We start from the raw sequence: 22,333 nt of genomic DNA on the forward strand, positions 1-22,333 counted from the left end.
AACCTTGAGCAAAGTAATGAGTGAAATAATTTTTGGCATTCACGCCGTGCAGGCGCTGCTGGAGCGTGATCCCCAGCGTTTTCAGGAAGTCTTTATCCTTAAAGGCCGCGATGATCGCCGCCTGCAGCCGCTGATCGCCGCACTGGAAGCTCAGGGAATTGTGATTCAGCTGGCCAACCGCCAGTGGCTCGACGGCCAGGTCGAAGGCGGCGTGCACCAGGGCATCGTGGCGCGCGTTAAGCCGGGTAAAAACTATCAGGAAGGCGATCTGCCGGATCTGCTGGCCTCACTGGATCAGCCGTTCCTGCTGATTCTGGATGGCGTCACCGATCCGCATAACCTGGGCGCCTGCCTGCGCAGCGCCGATGCGGCGGGTGTGCATGCGGTGATCGTACCGAAAGACCGTTCGGCACCACTCAACGCCACGGCGAAAAAAGTCGCCAGCGGGGCGGCGGAAAACGTGCCGCTGATTCGCGTCACCAATCTGGCGCGCACCATGCGTCTGCTGCAGGAGTACAACGTCTGGATCGTCGGCACGGCTGGTGAAGCAGACCACACGCTGTATCAGAGCAAAATGACCGGCGCGATGGCGCTGGTGATGGGTGCGGAAGGAGAAGGCATGCGCCGCCTGACGCGCGAACACTGCGATGAGCTGATCAGCATCCCGATGGCCGGCAGCGTCTCTTCCCTCAACGTTTCGGTGGCCACCGGCGTTTGTCTGTTCGAAGCGGTGCGTCAGCGCCAGGCGTGATCGCCGCCGCAAAACCTCAGCTGTACCCGGCATAACTGCACATCCTCTCCATACTTATAGCCACATCAGTACGGGCAACAGGAGAGGAGCGTGCCATGGCCTGGACCACTCACAGCGTATTCAATCAACCATCTCCGCTCAGCAACAGCAATCTCTTTACCGGCGACAGCGCGCTGTGCGAGGCGGTGGTGCGTGAAGGGGCCGGCTGGGACCGCGAATGGCTGGCGTCCGTTGGCCTGCAGCTCGGCAGCGCGGAGTCACTGGAATTAGGTCGCCTGGCCAATGCACAGCCGCCGGAGCTGCTGCGTTACGACGCGCGCGGTGAGCGACTCGACGAGGTGCGCTTTCATCCTGCCTGGCATCTGCTGATGCAGGGCGTGTGCGCCAGCCGGTTACATAACCTGAGCTGGCAGCCCGACGTGCAGGGTAGCGCCATGGTGGCACGCGCGGCGCGTTTCATTCTGCATGCGCAGGTGGAAGCCGGTTCACTCTGCCCGGTAACCATGACTCACGCCGCGATCCCGCTGCTGCAAACCCATCTGCCCGCTCCCTACGCCGACTGGCACGATCGACTGCTGAGCGATCGGTATGATGCGCATCATCTGCCCGGCAGCCAGAAGCGCGGCCTGCTGATTGGCATGGGCATGACGGAGAAGCAGGGCGGCACCGATGTGCTGAGCAACACCACACGCGCCGAACCGCCTGGCACGCGTGCGCCGGGCGAACCCTGGCGCATCACCGGCCACAAGTGGTTCTTCTCGGTGCCGCAAAGCGACGCGCACCTGATTCTGGCGCAGACCGCCGCCGGGCTGAGCTGCTTCTTCCTGCCGCGCCTGCTGCCGGACGGCACGCGCAACGCCATTCGTCTTGAACGCCTGAAAGACAAGCTGGGCAACCGCGCCAATGCCAGCGCCGAAGTAGAGTTTCAGGATGCCTTCGGCTGGTTGATGGGTGAGGAGGGCGATGGCGTGCGGCTGATCCTGAAAATGGGCGGCATGACGCGCTTTGACTGCGCGCTCGGCAGCCATGGCCAGATGCGACGCGCGCTGGCGATTGCGCTGCATCACGCCGGTCAGCGTCAGGTGATGGGCAAAAGCCTTAGCGATCAGCCGCTGATGCGTGCGGTGCTGGCGCAGCAGGCACTGCAGCTGGAGGGACAAACCGCACTGCTGCTGCGTCTGGCGCGCGCCTGGTCAACGCCGGCCAGCGCGCATGAACGACTGTATGCACGCCTGTTCACCCCGGCGGCCAAGTTCGTTATCTGCAAAGCCGGTATGCCATTTGTGGCTGAAGCCATGGAGGTGCTGGGCGGCATTGGCTACTGCGAAGAGAGTGAACTGCCGCGCCTGTATCGCGAGATGCCGGTGAACAGCATCTGGGAGGGCTCGGGTAACGTGATGTGCCTGGATGTGCTGCGTGTACTGGGACGGCATGCAGAGGTGCTTAGCATGTTGCAGGATGAGTTTGATGCGGTGAAGGGCAGCAATCGCCACTTCGATCGCTGCTGGCGTCAGCTGCGGCTGCAGCTCGGCAACCTGCGCGAAGAGCAGGGACGGCAGGTCAGCGACATGCTGATTCGGCTGGCGAGTGCCGCGGTGCTGCTGAAAGCGGCAGAACCGCCGCTGGCGGACAGCTGGTGCGCGCGTTATCTCTCATCGCGCCCGGCACAGGCGCTGAGTGATGATCTGAGCGCACGCTTACTGCAGCGTGCTACTGCCGCCTGAGGGCGCGCCGTACAGAATGGCGGTGGCATACCAGAAGCCAGGCATGGTGGTCTCATCGACCATCAGGATCTGATAGTAAACCGCACCGCTCTGATTGGCGCGTGCAGCGATTGCGCGCTGCACATCATCCGGCGAGCCGCGTGAATGGGCGCTGACGGTGCCAAGCTTCGGCAGGCCATAGCTTTGCGCGCGGGTGATCTCCTGCGCCTGAGTGGTGGGCGCTGGCGGGGGTTGTGGCGTGGTGTGCAGTGTGGCACAGCCGCTCAGCAGCAGGCCCAGCAGCAGAATAAGCGTACGCATGGTGGCTCCGGAAAACAGGCAGATGACTCAAGTGTAAGCCATCTGCCCCGGCTCATCAGTCGTTGAGACGGAAAATACTCACCAGCTGGGTCAGATGATGGCCTTTCTGACTCAGGTGCTGCGCCGTGTGCTCGGACTGGTTAATCATGTCGCTGCTCTGATGGGTCGCATGGCTGATGTGGTTCATTGCCAGATTGACCTGACCAATACCCGCAGCCTGCTCCTGGGCGGCGATATTGATTTCCCCCATCAGGGTTTTCACCTGTTCGATATGGCTGACAATATGGCTCATGGCGTCACGCGTTTGTTCCGAGAGCGCATGGCCGGCGGCCACTTTATCGATCGAACTGGCAATCAGCCCGTCAATCTCCTTCGCCGCATTGGCGCTGCGCTGCGCCAGCGCACGCACTTCCGCAGCGACGACCGCGAAGCCTTTGCCGTGCTCACCGGCGCGCGCTGCCTCAACCGCAGCGTTGAGCGCCAGAATATTGGTCTGGAAGGCAATCGACTCGATCACGTGGGTAATGTCGGCGATGCTCTGCGAGGCAATGCGAATCTCCGCCATGGTCTCTACCGAGCGCGCCACGGTGCTGCCGCCCTGGCTGACGGTGCTGGCGGCTTCACCGACCAGCGCCATCGCCTGACGCACGTTAGCGGCGGTTTGCGCCACGGTTGCGCCAAACTGCTCCATGCTGGCCGAGGTCTCTTCAACGCTGCTCGCCTGGCGGCCAATCTGCTCGCTGATGCTGGAACTACTGGCCGCAATGGTGTCGGTGCCGTCGCTGATCTCACGCGCGGCGGCGCGCACCTGGCCCACCACTTTCTCCAGGCCGTCGCCAATGCCGTTAATCGCGCTCACCAGCTGACCGATCTCGTCGCGGCGCGCTGAGTCGAGGTGCGCCTGCAGATTACCCGCCGCATACTGCTCGGCCAGATGGATCACCTGCTGCAGCGGCCGGGTAATGGCGCGCCGGCTATACAGCACAAAGCCAATGGCAAAGGCGAGCACCAGCGCCAGGCCAATCAGCATGAACAGATTGCGGCTGTGGGTGATCGGTGCCAGCAGGCTGGCGCGGCTGACTTCACCGGCGATAATCCAGTTCCAGCCCGGCAGTTGCTGCCACGCCAGCAGGCGGGTTTCGCCCTGATGCGCGATCTCCAGCAGGCCGTGCGGCTGCGTCAGGATCTGCTGCTGTACGCTGCGATCCCAGTCCGGCAGCTTGCCTTCTGACTGACGGGCAAACAGATACTGGCCCTGTGCGCTGCCCGGCGTGCCGTTCAGCACGAAGAAGCTGCCGCTGTCGCCGAGACGTCGCGCCAGCACTTTGTCCCGCATCAGCGCGTACTGTTTATCAATCTGCACGCCAACAAACAGAATGGCGATCACTGCGCCGCTGTCGTCCTGCACCGGCTGGTATTGGGTGATGTAGCGATGGCCGAACAGCGTCGCCAGGCCGCGATACACTTCGCCCTTATTCACGCTGCGCCACGCCGCACTGCTGCGATCAAGCTGGGTGCCCACCGCGCGGCTGCCATCCTCTTTCTTCAGTGAGGTCGCGATGCGAATGTAATCCTCGCCGTCGCGCACAAAAATGGTGGAAACTGCACCGGTACGATCGAGAAAATCGTCCACGGCGATCTGATCGAGGTTGAGGGTTTTCAGCCCGGCACGCAGCGTCGGCGTGCTGAACGATCCCACCTGAATGCGTGAGCTGTCGTCACGGCTGAATCGCTTAGGTAAAAAGCTCTGAAACAGCCGGGTATAGTTCGCCACTTCTTCCGATAAGGTCGCGTTAAACATCGTGGCCATTTCATTAATGCCGAGCACCTGGTTTTGCATATCGTCGACAGCCAGCTGCTCCAGCTGGCGCGCGGCGTTATGGCTGAGCGTTAACGTCAGGGCAAACAGCACGATTGCCACACTGAAAGACGTCAATACAGACAGCTTAATTCCGAGACTCATGGCGCTGAGAGAGAGACGCTTCATAAAGTACCTTTAATAAATAACTGGAGGGGTACAGGATCAACGGCAAAATGCGGCAAATGTTTAGGGCAGAAATTAATCGAAATAAATGTGATGTGGCTCGCGTTTTGGCCGGCAGCACGTACACTGAGACCAGTGATAATCATTCTCAACGGAGACGGTATGATTGAGTTGGCAACGGAGAACCTGGCTGGCATTGAGTGTATTCACGCGGCACCGGCCGGACAGCGGCTGGCGCGCTTACCCACCATCCTGTTTTATCACGGATTTACCTCGTCGAAAGAGGTGTACAGCTACTTTGCCGTGGCGCTGGCGCAGGCCGGTTTCCGTGTGGTGATGCCGGATGCAGAGATGCACGGCGCGCGCTACAACGGTGATACCGACGCGCGCATGACGCACTTCTGGGAGATTTTGCGCCAGAACATCGATGAAGTGCCGCTGCTGGAAGCGGTGCTGCGCGACAACGATTGGGTGGCAGATGAGCGTTTCGCTATTGCCGGCGCCTCAATGGGCGGGATGACCGCGCTGGGCGCGATGGCGCGCTATCCACACCTGCACAGCGTTGCCTGTCTGATGGGCTCCGGCTACTTCATGCAGCTCAGTCAGACGCTGTTCCCGCCGCTGGTAGCGCACACGCCAGAGCAAAAAGCGGCGTTACAGGCGCGACTGGCCCCGCTGGCGGCCTACGATCCCTGTCAGCAGCTGGCGCAGCTGGCTAACCGACCGCTGCTGTTATGGCACGGTGAAGCGGATGAAGTCGTACCGTTTGCCGAAACGGTACGGCTGGAGAAGGCGTTGCGCGAGGCGCAGCTCGACAGCCGGCTCACCTTTCTGGCGGAAAAGCAGATCGGGCACAAAATCACGCCGCCAGCGCTCACCGCGCTGGTCAGTTTCTTTAAACATCATTTGTAAAACGGAACGGGCTGGCGGTGCGGAGCACGCCAGCCCGGGATAACAGGCCGGACTACAGTTGTGACGACAAGCGGTCGGCGGCGCTGGTGTTCGCGCTGACCGGGTTACCGCCTGGCGCATCCAGCCGGTTAACGTAGACATAGCCTGAAGCCGCTTTGCTGCTGTTACTTCTCATCTGCAGCGCCTGGTCAGCGGAGCTGGCAAGAGCGGGGGTAGACAGGAAGAGACCCAGTAAAGTGGCGATAATGACAGCTTTCATAATCGACTCCTCACTCCAGGGATTTCACTCTCAGGCGCGCTGATTAAGCCAAACCGTTGCGCCTGTAGAGAGTTTAGTTCTTCACCAGTACGACGCCAGATCGTCGTGCTGAACGCCTCGTTCAGGGATTTTGAACAATCTCTGACTAACCTGCTGAATCTCAATCCTTAGCACAAAAGGTGTCCCCGCCTGGCACGACAGCGACAATTTGATGAATTGTGCGCTTGAGTTTCCCCGGCGAGGTCAGTATGATTACGCGTCAATTTTTCAGCTGCATTCAGAGGTGTGTTTCATCTTTTGGGTGATTCGCAACCTATAACGTTCCTTGCTTCCGTGGGCCGCAGCTGACCCTGACAGGAGGCTGAATAATCCGTAAGGAGCTATCGATGCGTCATTACGAAATCGTATTTATGGTCCATCCTGACCAGAGCGAGCAGGTTCCGGGCATGATCGAGCGTTACACTGGTGCTATCACTGGTGCACAGGGCACGATCCACCGTCTGGAAGACTGGGGTCGCCGTCAGCTGGCTTACCCGATCAACAAACTGCACAAAGCACACTACGTTCTGCTGAACGTAGAAGCACCGCAGGAAGTGATCGACGAGCTGGAAACTAACTTCCGCTTCAACGACGCCGTTATCCGCAGCATGGTTATGCGCGTTAAGCACGCGGTAACTGAAGCTTCTCCGATGGTTAAAGCGAAAGACGAGCGTCGTGAGCGCCGCGAAGACTTCGCTAACGAATCGGCAGAAGACTCAGATGCTGGGGATTCTGAAGAGTAATCCACGATGACGGCCAATCGGCTGCGCCTGTCTGGCACCGTGTGCAAGACGCCAGTTCGAAAAGTCAGTCCGTCAGGGATTCCTCACTGCCAGTTCGTGCTTGAGCATCGTTCTGTGCAGGAGGAAGCCGGGTTTCACCGGCAAGCCTGGTGTCAGATGCCGGTGATTATCAGCGGCAGCGCCCATCAGGCGATTACTCAACATATAACGGTCGGCACGCAACTCACACTCGAAGGTTTTATTAGCTGCCATCAGGCACGCAATGGCCAGAGCAAACTTGTGTTACATGCCGAGCAGATTGAATTGATAGATTCTGGAGACTAGCCAAATGGCACGTTATTTCCGTCGTCGCAAGTTCTGCCGTTTCACCGCGGAAGGCGTTCAAGAGATCGATTATAAAGATATCGCAACGCTGAAAAACTACATCACTGAAAGCGGCAAGATTGTTCCAAGCCGTATCACCGGTACTCGTGCAAAATACCAGCGTCAGCTGGCTCGTGCTATCAAGCGCGCGCGTTACCTGTCTCTGCTGCCGTACACTGATCGTCATCAGTAATCGGCAACTGTCCATTAACGACTTTAAGAGGATAAGGTAATGCAAGTTATTCTGCTTGATAAAGTAGCAAACCTGGGCAGCCTGGGTGATCAGGTTAACGTTAAAGCGGGCTACGCTCGTAACTTCCTGGTTCCACAGGGTAAAGCTGTTCCTGCTACAAAGAAAAACGTTGAGTTCTTCGAAGCGCGTCGCGCTGAACTGGAAGCCAAACTGGCTGACGTTCTGGCTGCTGCTAACGCACGTGCAGAGAAAATCAATGCACTGGGCACCGTTACTCTCGCGTCTAAAGCAGGCGACGAAGGTAAACTGTTCGGTTCCATCGGTACCCGCGACATCGCTGATGCAGTTACTGCAGCTGGCGTTGAAGTGGCGAAGAGCGAAGTTCGCCTGCCAAACGGCGTTCTGCGCACCACCGGTGAGCACGAAGTTGACTTCCAGGTTCACAGCGAAGTATTCGCGAAACTGGTTGTGAATGTAGTAGCTGAGTAATTTTTTACTTAGTTTGAAAGCGCCGGCCTTGTGCCGGCGTTTTTGTTTCTGTTGCTTACTGCGCGCGGATAAAGCTGCCGTCCGGCTGGCGGGTAAACAGCACCGGGCCGTTACTGCTCTCGACCGTTAAGCCGGTCACCACGCCCTGCGCGTTCTGACGAATCTTCACCTGCTGACCACTCTGCAGCGCGCTCAGCGGCTGCCCATCGCCTTCCACCCGCGCCATGGCAAACACATCATTGACCGGCAGATTGTTGTCACGGAACAGCTGTGCCAGCGTCTGGCCCGAGGCCACGGTATAGCTGTGCCATTCGCCCTGGGCATCACTTTTCGGCGTCGTATTCTGCGGCGGCTGCGCATTGTTATCGTAGATTTCCGCCTGCATCGGCACCTCTTTGCCGCTGCTCTCTGCCGGACGTTCCACCGGATACTGCGGCGTGCTGGCAGGCCAGAGAAACGCCAGCAGCATCACCAGCAGGGCAATAACGATACCGCGTCGGTGCAGCGGCGGCAGCGGATCCATCCAGCGTACGTTATCCAGCAGATGCCAGATGCGCTGCAGCACAGCGGGTATACGCGACGGGGTTTCAGAAGCCATTCTTTCCTCCTCCTCGCTGGCGGTCGTGACGCGCCTGTCAGGCAGCCAGCGTTGCAACCGGGAAAATAAGGTACGCGGTGCGCGCGTCCTGCGACGTCGTGGGGCGATTTGGCCCATGGATGCTCTCTTGTTCTATAGTATGGGCAAAGCGGGCGCGAAGTGCCTGCCAGCATTGAAAAATTTGACCTGCATATTGTTTCTCTTTCCCCGGGAAATGTCATCCGCGGCGCGCGAGATTTTACGCCAGCCGCCTGCGCTGTTATGCTGCCGGTTCTATTTTCTCCGGGATTAAGGAAACAAGATGACGACCCCTTCATTTGACAGCGTCGAATCACAAGCAAGTTACGGTATCGGTTTACAGGTTGGTCAGCAGCTGCAAGAGTCTGGACTGCAGGGTCTGCAGCCAGAAGCGCTGCTTGCGGGCCTGCGCGACGCGCTGGAAGGGAACTCACCGGCAGTTCCGGTTGACGTGGTACACCGTGCGCTGCGTGAAGTCCACGAGCGTGCCGAAGGCGTACGTCGTGAGCGCGTCGAAGCCATGGCGGCCGAAGGTCAGCAGTTCCTCGAGCAGAATGCACAGCGTGAAGGTGTGAGCAGCACCGAATCCGGCCTGCAGTTCAGCGTCATCACCCAGGGCGATGGTCCGATCCCATCACGTCAGGATCGCGTACGCGTGCACTACACCGGTAAGCTGATTGACGGCACCGTGTTTGATAGCTCCGTTGCCCGTGGCGAACCGGCTGAATTCCCGGTCAGCGGCGTGATTGCCGGCTGGATTGAAGCGCTGACCCTGATGCCGGTTGGTTCGAAGTGGGAGCTGGCCATTCCGCACAATCTCGCTTACGGCGAGCGCGGCGCGGGTGCCTCTATCCCGCCATTCAGCACCCTGATTTTCGAAGTCGAGCTGCTGGAAATCCTGTAATAAACAGCGGGCGCCATATCTGGCGCCCGCGGTCACTACTTCTTCTCTGCCTGCTTCTGTAGATCTACCTGCCAGATTGCAAAGCCCGTTTCATCACTGCCGACGGCTTTCATCGGATAATCAGCATACTTCTCAATAAACTGCGTGGCTTTTGCGCCCGGCGCGGTCTCAAAGCGAATATCCAGCGGCGTTGCGCTGGCGATCGGTGCCAGCCGCCAGTTGTGATCGGCCTGTGGCTGCACCGCGCCGTGGGCGCGGGTTTCGCTGCTGATGTAGGCGGCCACCACCGAGCGGTTCTCATCCGGCGAAGCAAACGCGACATACTGCTCGCCGGTACCGGCAAATTTGCCGCCCCAGGCACGGTAATTATTGGTGGCAACGAGGAAGGTCGCTTTGGGATCGATCGGTTTGCCCTGCCAGCGCAGATCCTGGATGCGTGATGCCGCCGGGTTAATCAGCTGGCATTCGGCGTCGTAGCGCGCCGGTTGCGTCACATCGATCTGATACTGCACGCCGTCGATCACATCAAAATTGTAGGTGCGGAAATCCCAGTTGATCAGTGACTGCGGCTGACGACGATGCACATCGATCTGATTAAACTGCGCCGCCGAGCACTCCAGCCACTCTTTCACCTGTGCGCCGCTGATTTTCATCACCACCAGCGTATTTGGATAGAGATAGAGATCGGCGGCATTACGGAAGGTGAGATCGCCTTTTTCCACTTCAACGTAGCTGGCCGGATCGTTCTTACGGCCGCCGGCCTTGAACGGGGCCGCCGCGGAAAGCACCGGTAAGCGGGCCAGATCCGGATCGCCCTGAATGAAGCGTTCGACGTAAGCACGCTGCGCATTATTGACGATCTGCACGGTGGGATCGTCCTGCACCAGCGACAGGTAGCTGTACATCACATCCGCCGACTTGCCGATCGGTTTTGCCACAAACTCACGCGTAGCGCGATGATCGTCGGCCAGCACTTTCACCAGATCGGCATCTTCCGCCGCCAGCGATTTTTTCGCCACCGCATCGTAAACTGGCCGCGCTTCGGCTTTACCCTGGCTCACCTGCCAGTTGCCGCCGTCATTTTTCAGCACCAGGTCAACCACGCCGAGATGATCGCCCCACATGCCGGGCATCACCGCCGGTACGCCGTTAAGCGTGCCCTGAGCGATATCCGCGCCTTTAATCGCCGCAAACTCTTTGCCGGGAAACACCGCGTGCGCATGGCCGAACATGATGGCATTGATACCTGGCACCTGACTGAGGTAATACACCGAGTTTTCCGCCATGGCATGGTACGGCTCACTGCTCAGACCGGAGTGCGGAATAGCGATGATTATTTCAGCACCTTTTGCGCGCATTTCCGGCACATAGCGCTTCGCTGTCTCGGTGATGTCATCAACGCGCACTTTACCCTGCAGATTGTTGCGATCCCACACCATAATCTGTGGGGGAACGAAGCCGATGTAACCGATTTTCAGCGTGTGCGGCTTGCCGTCGCGGTCTTTTACCGTGGTTTCTTTAATTAAATAGGGAGTAAACAGCGGTTTACCACTGGTTTCATCGATAACGTTGGCATTGATGTAGGGAAAACGTGCCCCGGCAATCGCCTGCTGCAGATAGGGCAGGCCGTAGTTAAATTCGTGGTTGCCGAGATTGCCTACCGCGTAATCCAGCGTATTAAGGGCTTTATATACCGGATGGACTTCACCGGGCTGCAGGCCTTTGGCCGCCATATAATCGCCCAGCGGGCTGCCCTGAATAATGTCGCCGTTATCCACCAGCACGCTGTTTGCTACTTCGCCGCGCGCCTGCTGGATGAGCGTGGCGGTGCGCACCAGACCAAACTTTTCGGTCGGCGTGTCTTTGTAGTAATCGAAATCCATCATGTTGCTGTGCAGATCGGTGGTTTCCAGAATGCGTAAATCCACCGTGGCAGCCTGTACCGTGGCGGCTGCAATGCACAGTGCCAGTAACGACATGCTCGCTTTGAACATGGCTTGCTCCTTGTTCGCTTTAATGGGCCTCTCAAAATAATGTAAAACCATGACGAATTATCATTTCAATTTGTGATGGGGCTCGGGATTTTGCCTCTTTTCTGCGCAAGCTGTCGGAGTGCCGGCCATTCAGCATTGCGCCATAGCCGCCACGACCGAACTATGATATTGATAATAAAAGCGAATACGCTTAGCTGCGGCTGTCACAGCGCACCTGCTAAAATATCTGGAGACGGGCTGCCGGGGTTTCAGCGGCAGCATCAGCCGAAATGAGGTGAACAATGTTAGATAAAATTTGCCAGCTGGCGCGCAGCGCGGGCGATGCCATTATGCAGGTCTACGATGGCGCACAACCGCTGGACGTGACGCGTAAATCGGATGATTCACCGGTCACGGCGGCCGATCTGGCGGCACATCAGGTTATCGTGCAGGGCTTAGCGGCGCTGACGCCTGACGTGCCGGTGCTGTCGGAAGAGGATCCACCCGGCTGGGATGTGCGTCAGCACTGGCAGCAATACTGGCTGGTCGATCCGCTCGACGGCACTAAAGAGTTCATCAAGCGTAACGGCGAGTTCACGGTCAATATCGCGCTGATTGAGCACGGCAAACCGGTGCTGGGCGTGGTGTACGCGCCGGCGCTGGGGGTGATGTATTCTGCGGCCGAAGGCAAAGCGTGGAAAGAAGAGGGCGGCCACACCACGCAGATCCACGTACGTGAAGCGCGACCGCTGCTGGTGGTAGTGAGCCGTTCGCACGCTGATAAAGACGAAGAGCTGAAAGAGTATCTGACCCAGCTGGGCGAGCATCAGACCACCGCTATCGGCTCCTCGCTCAAGTTCTGCCTGGTGGCAGAGGGCAAGGCGCAGCTCTATCCGCGCTTCGGGCCGACCAATATCTGGGATACCGGTGCCGGCCATGCGGTAGCCATTGCCGCTGGCGCGCACGTGCATGACTGGCAGGGCAAAACCCTCGACTACGCGCCGCGCGAGTCGTTCCTGAATCCGGGCTTCCGCGTCTCGCTGTTCTGATACGCTATGCGCGCCACCTGCTGTGGCGCGATCACGCCTGCAGCAGCTGATGGATCAGTTTCATCGCCTGCTGCACTTCATCCTGCGTCAGCGGACCGTCTTTGGCGTAACGCACATGGCCGGTCTTGTCCAGAATCACAATCGCCGAACCGCCTTTCTCCAGCTGCCACGCCTTGCGCGCGTTGCCGTTGCTGTCGACAATAAACTGTGACCACGGATACTGCTGTTTATTGCTCTCAATGCTGCTGCGCACAAACATCCCGGTGCCGGGAATGGCATCATCGGTATTAACCACCGTGGTGGTTTGATAGCGGTCGTGCGGCAGTAGGGCGGCTTTGATGGCTTCAATCAGCGCGGCGTTCTGTTCTTTGGCTGACGAGCGTCCGGCAATATGCAGGATGACCCGCACTTTGCCACTCAGCTGGGCGCTGTTCCAGGGCTGGTAGCGAAACTTCTCCTGCTGATACAGCAGTTCTCCTTTGTCGTTAACACCGACTGCCGGTACGCGCTCGCCAACCTTAAACGCGTGGGCTGAGGCAAGGCTGGGCAGCAGCAGCGCTAGGGCTATCACGGAATGTGCCAAACGCATGGTAATGCTCCTTAGTGATCCGACCAGTTATTCATGTTTTTGCAATATTAGGCGTGGATGATGCGCCTGTCGCGATGAGATAGCAGCTTTGTAACCCATGCCACAATTCCTTAACCAATGAAGGTTTATACTGGATTTTGTGATCGTTATGACAGAGTTCTCTGTAATGATGTGTCAATTCAGTAAAAAATCCATTTTTTCGGAACATCGGCAAGGAATCATGTTCTATAGTTATGCCTCATTTGCGCTTCAAGGGCTCGTACCGAATTTGGCAACGGCGAAGCGTATTACATCTGTTCAGGAGTTAAACAGCATGAAGATCTTCCAGCGCTATAATCCGCTGCAAATTGCGAAATATGTAAAGACGCTATTTAAAGGAAGGTTGTACATCAAGGATGTTGGCGCGTTTGAGTTCGACAAAGGCAAAGTCATGTTGCCGCGCGTCAAGGATAAACAGCACCTTAGCGTGATGTCAGAAATCAACCGCCAGGTGCTGCGGCTGCAAGCCGAGTACAACTAAGCAAAAGAAAGGGCGCCGTGGGCGCCCTGAATTTTTCTGTAACCGCACGATCACTGCTACGCGGCAGGCCCTTCAGACTCATCCAGCGAACTCTTCGACACATTCAGCACCGGCGGGCGATCGTCAATGCGCGTCACCAGCAGCTGGTCGATGCGGTAGCTGTCGATATCCACCACCTCAAATTTGTAGCCGGAGAATTTGACGAAATCGGTGCGTTTGGGGATCTTACGCAGCATATACATCATAAAGCCGCCGATGGTCTCGTAGTTGCCGGACTGTGGGAACTCGTCGATATCCAGCACGCGCATCACGTCATCAATCGGCGTACCGCCTTCCACCAGCCAGGAGTTCTCGTCGCGCGCCACAATCTGCTCTTCCAGCCCCTGACCGACCAGATCGCCCATCAGCGTGGTCATCACGTCGTTAAGCGTGATAATCCCGACCACCAGCGCATATTCGTTCATGATCACCGCGAAGTCTTCGCCGGCGGTTTTAAAGCTCTCCAGCGCCTCTGACAGCGTCAGCGTATCCGGCACAATCAGCGCCGAACGAATCTGCACGCCGCTGTTGAGCGTCATGCTCTGGTTGCCCAGCACGCGCAGCAGCAGCTCTTTGGAATCAACGTAACCGACGATATGGTCGATATCGCCGTCGCACACCAGAAACTTCGAATGCGGGTGTTGCGCGATTTTAGTTTTCAGGCTGGTTTCGTCTTCGTGCAGATCGAACCACACGATATTTTCACGCGAGGTCATGGACGAAGGCACGGTGCGTGATTCCAGCTCAAACACGTTCTCGATCAGCTCGTGCTCCTGCTTACGCAGCACGCCGGCCAGCGCGCCCGCTTCTACCACCGCGTAAATGTCATCCGAGGTGATGTCATCTTTACGCACCATCGGCAGCTTAAAGATGCGAAAGAACACGTTGGCCAGGCCATTGAACAGCCATACCAGCGGGCGGAAAACCAGCAGGCAGAAGCGCATCGGATTGATGATGCGCAGCGCGATGGCTTCCGGCGCGATCATGCCGACGCGTTTTGGCGTCAGGTCGGCAAACAGAATAAACAGGCTGGTGACGATGGTGAAGGAGCAGATAAAGCTGAGCTGATCCGCCAGTTCCGGCTCCATAAAGCGGTTGAACAGGCTGCTGAAGGCGGGCGAAAACGCCGCATCGCCGACGATACCGCCGAGAATCGCGACGGCGTTGAGGCCAATCTGTACCACGGTGAAGAACATGCCAGGCTGTTCCTGCATCTTCAGCACGCGCTGCGCGTTGATGTTGCCTTCATCGGCCAGCAGTTTCAGTTTGATCTTGCGGGCAGCCGCCAGCGAGATCTCCGACAGAGAAAAAAATGAACTGATTACGATCAGTAAAAGAATGACAAGCAGGCTATCAAGCATAAAAGATCCGTTGGGTTAATCACTTGTCATTTTTGGCCTGGGCAGCGCGAAGAGGCGTACATCCGGTACTTACCCGTCGAACAGGGCTATCCGTGCCAAAAATGTCTGCGCCAGTTCGACAAAGTCACGTTAACGTCGGGGCAGAAATGCGTGCAGGCGAGGCCTGCTGGTCGCTGATTATAGCAGCAGCGCTATTGCTGCCGCCAGCGGCGTGATTGGCCGGCTCGGATTAATCCGAGTGGCGGCTGGCGGTGCGCAGAAGCGCGGCTTCGTTGTTGTATCGGTACGCACATTTACCGACAATAGCAGTCGATTTGGCTTAGCGGCCGTTTTTACGCAGCCGCTCGCAAAAAAGAGCGGCTATGCTGATGGGTATGCAAGGTGTGGTGATACCCTTTCCACCAGAGTTAACGCCCCTGCGGAATAGGGGCAGGCATTATTAACAGGAGTACGCGTGCCGCGATTTCATGCTTATTGCTTGGCCAGCCTGCTGCTTGCCGCACCTGCTGTTGAGGCAGCCAAAGTGCGACTGCAGCTGGAAGGCCTGACCGGGGAGTTACAGAAAAACGTCAGGGCGCGCTTGTCCACTATCGGCAGTGACGAGGTGTCGAACGACGGCCGTTTCCAGGCGCGCGTGGCTGCCGCGATCAAAGAAGGTTTGCGCGCGCTGGGCTATTACGAGCCGCAGATCGACTTTGAATCACGCCCGGCGCCGCCGCAGGGTGGCCGTCCGGTGCTGATTGCCCGCGTCACCGCCGGTGAGCCGGTGAAGATTGGCGGCAGCACCATCGTGGTGGAAGGCGCCGCAAAAGACGATCCTGATTATCAGGCGTGGGTGAAGCAGGGCAGGCCGAAAGTCGGCAGCCAGCTCAATCACGGCGACTACGATAAATTCAAAAACGGCTTCTCCAGCCTGGCGCTGCGTAATGGTTACTTCGACGGTGACTTTAAGCAGAGCCAGCTTGGTGTCTCGGTCGAACGGCGCTTAGCGTTCTGGGATATCGACTACGACAGCGGCCCGCGCTATCGCTTCGGCGATGTCAGCTTTGAGGGCTCGCAAATCAATGAAGCCTATCTGCGCAATCTGGTGCCGTTCAAAAAGGGCGATCCCTATAGCTCACGCGATTTGGCCGAACTCAATCGTCGCCTCTCCGCCACCGGCTGGTTTAATTCTGTCGTCGTGGCACCCGAGTTCGATAAAGGGCGCCAGACCAAAGTGCTGCCGCTCAGCGCCGCCGTGTCGCCGCGCGTGGAGAACACCATCGAAGCTGGTGTCGGTTACTCGACGGACGTCGGACCGCGGCTGAAAGGCACGTGGAAAAAGCCGTGGATCAACGACAGCGGCCACAGCCTGACCTCCAGCGCCTATATCTCCGCGCCGGAGCAGCAGCTTGATCTCAGCTATAAAGTGCCGCTGCTGAAAAGTCCTCTGGAGCAGTACTACACCTTCTCCGGCGGCCTGAAACGCACCGATCTCAACGACACCAAATCGGACACCACCACGCTGGCGATGTCGCGTAACTGGGACAGCAGCTCCGGCTGGCAGCGCGCGGTTAACCTGCGCTGGAGCCTCGACCACTTTACTCAGGGCAGCGTCACCAACACCACCATGCTGCTCTATCCGGGCGTCAGCCTGAACCGCACCCGTTCGCGCGGCGGCCTGATGCCGACCTGGGGCGATTCACAGCGCTACTCGGTAGACGTGTCGGACACCACCTGGGGCTCGGACGTCGACTTCCTGATCCTGCAAGCGCAGAACGTGTGGATCCGCACGCTGGGCGAGAAGCATCGCTTTGTGGCGCGCGGTAACCTTGGCTGGATTGAAACCAACAATTTCGAAAAAGTGCCGCCCGATCTGCGCTTCTTCGCCGGCGGTGACCGCAGCATTCGCGGCTACAAATACAAAGATATCTCGCCGCGCGATGACGAAGGCAAACTCACCGGTGCCTCAAAGCTGGCCACCGGCTCGCTCGAGTATCAGTACAACGTCTCCGGCAAATGGTGGGGCGCGGTATTCGTCGACTCCGGCGAAGCGGTCAACGACATCAAGCAGAGTAATGTTAAAACCGGTGCAGGCTTCGGCGTGCGCTGGTCTTCTCCGGTAGGGCCGATCAAGTTTGATATCGCGCGCCCGATTGGTGACGACAAGGAGCATGGATTGCAATTTTATGTAGGACTGGGGCCTGAACTATGAAGCTATGGAAAAAGGTCCTGATCGGTATCGGTATTTTCGTGCTGGTGCTGTTGGCCAGCGTGGCGTTTCTGGTGGGCACCACGCCCGGATTGCATCTGTTGTTTAAAGGTGCCGATCGCTGGGTGCCGGGCCTGTCGATTAACAAGGTGGAAGGCGGCTGGCGCGATCTGACGCTGAGCGGTGTGAAATACCAGATGCCGGGCGTCAGCGTGGATGCCGGGCGCTTCCATCTGGCGCTCAACCTCAACTGCCTGCTGCACTCCTCGGTGTGCGTGAACGATATCGCGCTGCAGGATGTCAGCGTGGTGGTCGACAGCAAAAAAATGACGCCCGCCAGTGCGCCGCCGCCGGAAGAGGAGAGCGGCAGCAGCAATCTCAGCACGCCATACCCGATTACCCTGAGCCGGGTCAGCCTGCATAACATTAACGTCAAAGTCGATGACACCGCCATTTCACTGCTCGACTTCACCAGCGGCCTGCAGTGGCAGGATCGCGCGCTGACGCTCAATCCCACCCATATCCAGAGCCTGCTGATCGCGCTGCCGAAGGCGGCGAAAGTGGCTGACGAACAGGTGGTGCAGCCTAAAGTGCAGCAGCCGCAGCCGGATGAGAAACCGCTGGGCGAAACGCTGCAGGCGATGTTTGCCGAGCCGCTGCTGCCGGCACTGCCGGATTTCCAGCTGCCACTCGATATCAACGTGCAGCAGCTGTTGGGTGAGCAGTTGCGCATCACCGGCGATACGGATGTGGCGATTACGCGTCTGCTGCTGAAGGCCAAAACTACCGACCGGCATGTGCAGCTGGAGACCTTTGACGTCGACTCGCCGCAGGGACAGCTCAACGCCAGCGGCGATGCCCGGCTGGCGGATAACTGGCCGGTCAATTTTGTGCTCAACGGCTCGCTGAATCTCGATCCGATTAAAGGCGAGAAGATCAAACTGAACCTCGCCGGGGCAATGCGCGACGAGCTGAAGCTGGGCCTGAACCTCTCGGGGCCGGTGCGTGCTCAGCTGGACGCCGCCGCGCAGCCGGCGGTAGCCGGTCTGCCGCTGTCGCTCAAACTCACCAGCCCGCAGCTGCGCTGGCCGCTGACCGGTCCGGTGCAGTATCAGGCGGATAATCTCGACTACCAGTTCAGCGGCAAAGCCACCGACTATGTGATGTCGCTGCGCACCGCGGTGAAGGGCGAAGCGGTGCCGCCGGCCACCATTACACTGGACGGTAAAGGCAACGTGCAGCAGTTCAGCCTGGATAAACTTCGCGTGGCGGCGCTGCAGGGCAACATTGACCTTAGCGCGCTGGTGGACTGGAGCAAAGCCATCAGCTGGCGCAGCGAACTGACGCTGGCGGGCATCAATACCGCTAAACAGTATCCTGACTGGCCGGCAAAGCTCGACGGTAAAATCACCACGCGCGGCAGCCTGTACGGCGGTAGCTGGCAGCTTAGCGTGCCGCAGCTGGCGCTGAAGGGCAATGTGAAACAGAACGCGGTGAGCGCCGAAGGCTCGCTGACCGGCAACAGTTACAATCAGTGGAAAATCCCCGGCATTGACATCGCGCTGGGGCGCAACCATCTGGACGTGAAGGGCGAACTGGGCGACGCGCTAAATCTGGATGCCAGTGTCGATGCACCGCATCTGGATAACGCGCTGCCGGGCCTCGGCGGCGTAGCCAAAGGCACCATCAAAGCGCGCGGTACGCTGCAGGCGCCCCAGCTGCTGGCCGATCTTACCGCCAGCGGCCTGCGCTGGCAGCAGTTGCAGATCCGCCGTGTCACGCTGCAGAGCGATGTGAAATCCAGCGATCAGGTCGCCGGTAAACTGCAGCTGCGCGTGGAGCAGCTACAGCAGGACGCGCTTAAGATCGGCCTGCTGACGCTCAACGCCGACGGTAACGAGAAGCAGCATCAGCTGAAACTCAACGTGCAGGGCGAGCCGGTCTCCGGCCAGCTGGCGCTCAACGGCAGCTTTGACCGCCAGACGCAGCGCTGGCAGGGTAATCTCAACAATACGCGTTTTGACACGCCGGTGGGCGAATGGCGCCTGACGCGCGCGATGACGATTGACTACCTGAACAGCAAACAGAGCGCCACCATCGGGCCGCACTGCTGGCAAAACCCCAACGCGCAGCTGTGCGTGCCGGAGCCGATCGAGGCCGGTGCCAGCGGCCATGCGCACGTGGTGCTGAACCGCTTCGATCTGGCGATGATCAAGCCGTTCCTCACCGATGCCACCCAGCTGAACGGCGTATTCAGCGGTGATGCACGCGTGAACTGGACCGCCGACGGCGCGCTGCCGACCGGCACGGTATCGCTTAAAGGAAACGGCGTAAAAGTGGTGCAGGATGTGCAGGGGAATAACCTGCCGATCGCCTTCGACACGCTCAACCTGAATGCGGCGCTGCGTAATGGACGCGCGCAGCTCGACTGGCTGATTCACATCGTGAATAACGGTCAGCTGAGCGGCAACGTGCAGATCGCCGATCCGGAGAATCGCCGCCAGCTGTCAGGCAACATCGGCATCAGCAACATTTCGCTGGCGATGCTCAACCCGGCGCTGATGCAGGGCGAGAAGATCAAAGGCAACCTCAACAGCAATCTGCGTCTCGGCGGCACGTTGCAGCAGCCGCAGATCTTTGGTCAGCTGGGACTGAGCGATGTTGATGTGGACGGCAGCTTTATGCCAGTCGATCTCACCTCGGCCAATCTCAACCTGGTGTTTAACGGCATGAGTTCCACGCTCAACGGCCTGATCCAGACGCAGCAGGGTAACCTCAATCTGGGTGGCAACGCGGACTGGAGCCAGCTGGATAACTGGCGCGCGCGCGTTACTGCGCAGGGCAGCCGTATTCGCGTTACCGTTCCGCCGATGGTGCGGATGGACGTTTCGCCGGACCTGGCGTTTGAAGCCACACCGGCGGCGTTCAATCTTGACGGCAAGGTTGATATTCCGTGGGCGCGCATCACGGTGCAGGAAGTGCCGGAGAGCGCTACCGGCGTGTCGTCGGATGAGGTGATGCTGGATGAGAACCTCAAGCCGATTCAGCCGAAAACCGCCGCGATCCCGATCAACAGCAATCTGGTGATCCACGTCGGCAACGATGTGCGCCTCTCGGCCTTTGGCCTGAAAGCGCGCCTCAACGGCGATCTCAAACTGGTGCAGGATAAAACCGGCCTGGGCTTAAACGGACAAATCAATATTCCTTCCGGCCGTTTCCACGCGTATGGTCAGGATCTGATTGTGCGTAAAGGCGAGCTGCAGTTCGCCGGTCCGCCGGATCAGCCGTACGTCAACCTGGAGGCGATTCGTAACCCGGAAGCCACCGAAGATGATGTGACAGCCGGTCTGCGCGTCACCGGGCTGGCCGACGAGCCGAAGGTAGAGGTCTTCTCCGACCCGGCAATGTCGCAGCAGGAGGCGCTGTCTTACCTGTTACGCGGTCAGGGACTCAGCAGCGATGGCGACAGCAACGCCTTAACCTCGGCGCTGGTTGGACTGGGGGTTGCACAAAGTGGTCAGGTTATGGGTAAAATCGGCGAGACCTTCGGCGTCAGTAACCTTGCGCTTGATACCACCGGTGTCGGCGACAGCCAGCAGGTGCAGGTGAGTGGTTATGTGCTGCCGGGTCTGCAGGTAAAATACGGTGTTGGCATATTTGATTCACTGGCGACGCTCACTTTGCGTTATCGCCTGATGCCCAAACTCTATTTGGAAGCCGTGTCGGGTCTCGATCAGGCACTGGATTTGCTCTATCAGTTTGAGTTTTAGCAATGCGAATAATTGTCTACGGCAGTTTACGGCGCAAGCAGGGAAATAGTCATTGGATGACCAATGCGCAATGGCTCGGCGACCATCAGATTGAAGGGTTTGCGCTCTACAATCTCGGTCACTATCCGGGCGTGGTTGAGGGGGACGGCACGGTGTACTGCGAAGTGTATCGCATCGACGCCAGCACCCTCGGCGAGCTGGATGCCTTGCGCAGCAAGAACGGCGAGTATAAGCGCCAGCTGATCCAGACGCCCTACGGCAGCGCCTGGCTGTACGTGTATCAGCGTTCGATTGCCGGGCGCACCCGCATCGCGAGTGGCGACTGGTTACGGCGCGATGACGCCGCAGAAGCGTAAATAAAAACACCGCCCAGTGGGCGGTGTTTTTTTATCTGCCGATCGCCATACATAGCGATGCGGCAGCGCTGACAGAAAACTTATTTCTTCTGTGCGCGCTCGAAAGAGGAGATGATTTCAGCTTTAGCCGCTTCCGCGTTGTCCCAGCCGTCAACCTTCACCCATTTGCCTTTTTCCAGATCTTTGTAGTGCTCGAAGAAGTGGGTAATCTGCGCTTTCAGCAGTTCTGGCAGGTCGTTCACATCTTTAATGTGATCGTACTCTTTGCTCAGCTTGGTGTGCGGAACCGCTACCAGTTTGGCATCTTCACCTGATTCGTCGGTCATCTTCAGCACGCCCACCGGACGGCAGCGGATGACTGAACCTGGCTGCAGCGGATACGGGGTTGGCACCAGTACGTCAACCGGGTCACCATCCAGAGACAGCGTGTGGTTGATGTAACCGTAGTTGCACGGATAGAACATGGCGGTAGACATGAAACGGTCTACAAACAGGGCGCCAGACTCTTTGTCCACTTCATATTTGATCGGATCGGCGTTGGCCGGGATCTCGATGACGACATAGATATCTTCTGGCAGATCTTTACCTGCAGGCACCTGGTTCAAACTCATCTGGCTTTCCTTCATTAGTCGTAAGTTGAGTGACGGCTATTATAGCCAACTGACTCTGAAAGTATGCCCCCTTTTTGGCGTTTCGGAATGGTCCAGCAGGCTACTTCGTGGTGACAAACAGCGACACAATCCCTGCGGCGATTAGCGGCCCGACCGGCACGCCGCGAAAGAACGCCACACCAATCACCGTGCCAATCAGCAACCCGCCAATCACCGACGGCTGCACGCTCATTAAACTGACGCCGCGACCGCCGAGCCAGGCAACAAATACGCCAACGATAATCGCCACGATTGATTGCCAGTTAGCAAAGGATTTCAGCAGCGACGAGGCCGGCAGCGTGCCGCTTGCCAGCGGTGCCATGACGGCCACGGTGAGGATAATGATACCAATCTGAATGCCCTGCTTTTCGACGTAGGGAAAGAACTGTGCCAGCGGCGTGAGCTTAATCACCAGCAGGATGAGAATCGAAATGGTGACGGCGCTGTTGTGGACGAAGTAGCTCAGGATGGCGAGGCAGATAAGAATGAGGGTCGAGGCGTAGGCAGCCATGGTTTCTCCGTGAATAATGGGCGCGCTGACCGTGGCCAGCGCTAAGC

22 protein-coding genes are annotated in these 22,333 nt (G+C 58.4%); 13 read left to right on the plus strand and 9 right to left on the minus strand.

Going from position 1 to position 22,333, the window contains the following annotated elements; translation table 11 throughout:
- Positions 1-16: 16 nt before the first annotated feature.
- Both rlmB and AC6I79_RS02245 read left to right on the plus strand, forming a co-directional pair.
- Positions 17-751: a 23S rRNA (guanosine(2251)-2'-O)-methyltransferase RlmB gene (gene rlmB, locus AC6I79_RS02240; protein WP_021509756.1), complete on the plus strand. Its 735-nt coding sequence runs from the start codon at positions 17-19 to the stop codon at positions 749-751.
- Positions 752-846: 95 nt separating this feature from the next.
- Positions 847-2,475, plus strand: coding sequence for an isovaleryl-CoA dehydrogenase (locus tag AC6I79_RS02245; protein ID WP_058771338.1), 1,629 nt, complete (start codon positions 847-849; stop codon positions 2,473-2,475).
- Here the strand turns inward: AC6I79_RS02245 and bsmA are convergent.
- Together bsmA and AC6I79_RS02255 are read right to left on the minus strand one after the other, a co-directional pair.
- A complete protein-coding gene (gene bsmA, locus AC6I79_RS02250; RefSeq protein ID WP_159378463.1) occupies positions 2,449-2,775 on the minus strand; it encodes a biofilm peroxide resistance protein BsmA in 327 nt (108 codons plus the stop codon). The genes AC6I79_RS02245 and bsmA overlap by 27 nt on opposite strands.
- A gap of 55 nt (positions 2,776-2,830) precedes the next feature.
- Positions 2,831-4,762: a methyl-accepting chemotaxis protein gene (locus AC6I79_RS02255; protein ID WP_104093863.1), complete on the minus strand. Its 1,932-nt coding sequence runs from the start codon at positions 4,760-4,762 to the stop codon at positions 2,831-2,833.
- A gap of 159 nt (positions 4,763-4,921) precedes the next feature.
- On the opposite strand from AC6I79_RS02255, the gene yjfP reads away from it, so the two are divergent.
- On the plus strand, positions 4,922-5,671 hold the full coding sequence (yjfP, locus tag AC6I79_RS02260) for an esterase (RefSeq protein ID WP_058759864.1): 750 nt from the start codon (positions 4,922-4,924) through the stop codon (positions 5,669-5,671).
- A gap of 52 nt (positions 5,672-5,723) precedes the next feature.
- On the opposite strand, the gene AC6I79_RS02265 is transcribed toward yjfP, so the two are convergent.
- Positions 5,724-5,930 carry a hypothetical protein gene (locus AC6I79_RS02265; RefSeq protein WP_021509751.1) on the minus strand — a complete coding sequence of 69 codons (207 nt, stop codon included), beginning with the start codon at positions 5,928-5,930 and terminating at the stop codon, positions 5,724-5,726.
- Positions 5,931-6,316: 386 nt separating this feature from the next.
- On the opposite strand from AC6I79_RS02265, the gene rpsF reads away from it, so the two are divergent.
- From rpsF to rplI, 4 genes are read left to right on the plus strand one after another with little or no spacing between them, the layout of a single operon-like run.
- Positions 6,317-6,712 carry a 30S ribosomal protein S6 gene (gene rpsF / locus AC6I79_RS02270; RefSeq protein ID WP_021509750.1) on the plus strand — a complete coding sequence of 132 codons (396 nt, stop codon included), beginning with the start codon at positions 6,317-6,319 and terminating at the stop codon, positions 6,710-6,712.
- A gap of 6 nt (positions 6,713-6,718) precedes the next feature.
- A complete protein-coding gene (gene priB, locus AC6I79_RS02275) occupies positions 6,719-7,036 on the plus strand; it encodes a primosomal replication protein N (RefSeq protein WP_031280155.1) in 318 nt (105 codons plus the stop codon).
- 4 nt (positions 7,037-7,040) lie between these two features.
- On the plus strand, positions 7,041-7,268 hold the full coding sequence (gene rpsR / locus AC6I79_RS02280) for a 30S ribosomal protein S18 (RefSeq protein ID WP_000135199.1): 228 nt from the start codon (positions 7,041-7,043) through the stop codon (positions 7,266-7,268).
- Positions 7,269-7,307: 39 nt separating this feature from the next.
- Positions 7,308-7,757 (plus strand): 50S ribosomal protein L9, encoded by a 450-nt coding sequence (gene rplI / locus AC6I79_RS02285; RefSeq protein WP_021509748.1) that lies wholly within the window; start codon positions 7,308-7,310, stop codon positions 7,755-7,757.
- Positions 7,758-7,812: 55 nt separating this feature from the next.
- Here the strand turns inward: rplI and AC6I79_RS02290 are convergent, their stop codons facing one another.
- Complete coding sequence (locus AC6I79_RS02290; RefSeq protein ID WP_150360361.1) at positions 7,813-8,472, minus strand: OapA family protein; 660 nt, start codon at positions 8,470-8,472, stop codon at positions 7,813-7,815.
- Between the two features lie 184 nt (positions 8,473-8,656).
- Between AC6I79_RS02290 and bamJ the strand changes: the two genes are divergently transcribed.
- The gene (gene bamJ / locus AC6I79_RS02295) at positions 8,657-9,277 is read left to right on the plus strand and encodes a BamJ family beta-barrel-assembly machinery protein (protein ID WP_021509746.1); all 621 of its coding nucleotides are present in this window, start codon (positions 8,657-8,659) and stop codon (positions 9,275-9,277) included.
- A gap of 35 nt (positions 9,278-9,312) precedes the next feature.
- On the opposite strand, the gene AC6I79_RS02300 is transcribed toward bamJ, so the two are convergent.
- Complete coding sequence (locus tag AC6I79_RS02300) at positions 9,313-11,271, minus strand: bifunctional 2',3'-cyclic-nucleotide 2'-phosphodiesterase/3'-nucleotidase (RefSeq protein WP_159378462.1); 1,959 nt, start codon at positions 11,269-11,271, stop codon at positions 9,313-9,315.
- A 281-nt stretch (positions 11,272-11,552) separates the two neighbouring features.
- On the opposite strand from AC6I79_RS02300, the gene cysQ reads away from it, so the two are divergent.
- Positions 11,553-12,299: a 3'(2'),5'-bisphosphate nucleotidase CysQ gene (gene cysQ / locus AC6I79_RS02305; protein ID WP_021509744.1), complete on the plus strand. Its 747-nt coding sequence runs from the start codon at positions 11,553-11,555 to the stop codon at positions 12,297-12,299.
- Positions 12,300-12,330: 31 nt separating this feature from the next.
- Here cysQ and AC6I79_RS02310 read toward each other — a convergent pair whose 3' ends face one another.
- Entirely contained in the window at positions 12,331-12,888 is a 558-nt protein-coding gene (locus AC6I79_RS02310; protein ID WP_159378461.1) for a YtfJ family protein, read from the minus strand.
- 313 nt (positions 12,889-13,201) lie between these two features.
- On the opposite strand from AC6I79_RS02310, the gene AC6I79_RS02315 reads away from it, so the two are divergent.
- Positions 13,202-13,408: a DUF1107 domain-containing protein gene (locus tag AC6I79_RS02315; RefSeq protein ID WP_031280153.1), complete on the plus strand. Its 207-nt coding sequence runs from the start codon at positions 13,202-13,204 to the stop codon at positions 13,406-13,408.
- 56 nt (positions 13,409-13,464) lie between these two features.
- On the opposite strand, the gene paeA is transcribed toward AC6I79_RS02315, so the two are convergent.
- Positions 13,465-14,808, minus strand: a complete 1,344-nt coding sequence (gene paeA / locus AC6I79_RS02320; RefSeq protein WP_159378460.1) for a polyamine export protein PaeA — start codon at positions 14,806-14,808, stop codon at positions 13,465-13,467.
- 454 nt (positions 14,809-15,262) lie between these two features.
- On the opposite strand from paeA, the gene tamA reads away from it, so the two are divergent.
- The 3 genes from tamA to AC6I79_RS02335 are packed head-to-tail and all read left to right on the plus strand — an operon-like array spanning position 15,263 to position 21,125.
- Entirely contained in the window at positions 15,263-17,002 is a 1,740-nt protein-coding gene (gene tamA / locus AC6I79_RS02325; RefSeq protein ID WP_058781125.1) for an autotransporter assembly complex protein TamA, read from the plus strand.
- Positions 16,999-20,769, plus strand: coding sequence for an autotransporter assembly complex protein TamB (tamB, locus tag AC6I79_RS02330; RefSeq protein ID WP_104188205.1), 3,771 nt, complete (start codon positions 16,999-17,001; stop codon positions 20,767-20,769). The genes tamA and tamB overlap by 4 nt, the downstream gene beginning before the upstream one ends.
- A 2-nt stretch (positions 20,770-20,771) precedes the next feature.
- A complete protein-coding gene (locus AC6I79_RS02335; RefSeq protein WP_031280151.1) occupies positions 20,772-21,125 on the plus strand; it encodes a gamma-glutamylcyclotransferase family protein in 354 nt (117 codons plus the stop codon).
- 80 nt (positions 21,126-21,205) lie between these two features.
- Here AC6I79_RS02335 and ppa read toward each other — a convergent pair whose 3' ends face one another.
- Both ppa and AC6I79_RS02345 read right to left on the minus strand, forming a co-directional pair.
- Positions 21,206-21,736, minus strand: a complete 531-nt coding sequence (ppa, locus tag AC6I79_RS02340; protein ID WP_021509737.1) for an inorganic diphosphatase — start codon at positions 21,734-21,736, stop codon at positions 21,206-21,208.
- Positions 21,737-21,836: 100 nt separating this feature from the next.
- Positions 21,837-22,286 carry a DUF441 domain-containing protein gene (locus tag AC6I79_RS02345; RefSeq protein WP_021509736.1) on the minus strand — a complete coding sequence of 150 codons (450 nt, stop codon included), beginning with the start codon at positions 22,284-22,286 and terminating at the stop codon, positions 21,837-21,839.
- Positions 22,287-22,333 lie beyond the last annotated feature (47 nt).

This window comes from gamma proteobacterium symbiont of Scutellera amethystina (assembly GCF_059730845.1).